Raw genomic sequence first — 396 nt, forward strand, 5'->3', positions numbered from 1 at the left:
CTCTGATTCGGGTCGCACCGTCAAGAAGGAAGGTATGAACCGGTCGAAGGCGGTGGCCGTTGGTGGTCACCTGCATACAGGACACAAGGTTCGAAACACTTACTTTCCGGGCACACTGTACCAAAATAATTTTGGGGAACAGCTTCCAAAGTACTTTGCACATATCCAGTTTAACAGCGTTGCAGACCACGAGATAGAGTTCATAAACCACGACCCAGTGTACAAGCTACATACGGTGGTGCTGTCCTCACGTGCCGATCTTGAGAACATTCCACGCGGAAAGAAAAATCTGGTAAAGCTAGTGATTCAGGACGGTGCAGACGTAAATGCATCGGACTACTCAGCGTTCTCAAACATTGTGCTCATCAAGAACTTCCGGTCCAAGGAAGACTTGCG

Annotated in this window: 1 protein-coding gene; it reads left to right on the forward strand. The window is 49.0% G+C overall.

Annotated features, from left to right (window positions below; all coding sequences use genetic code 11):
• Positions 1 to 34: 34 nt before the first annotated feature.
• The coding region (locus tag AC1RPG_RS07910) for a hypothetical protein (RefSeq protein WP_481762454.1) at positions 35 to 396 on the forward strand (362 nt) is incomplete at its 3' end.

The organism is Dellaglioa sp. CoH-57-MRSF-18, assembly GCF_056781995.1.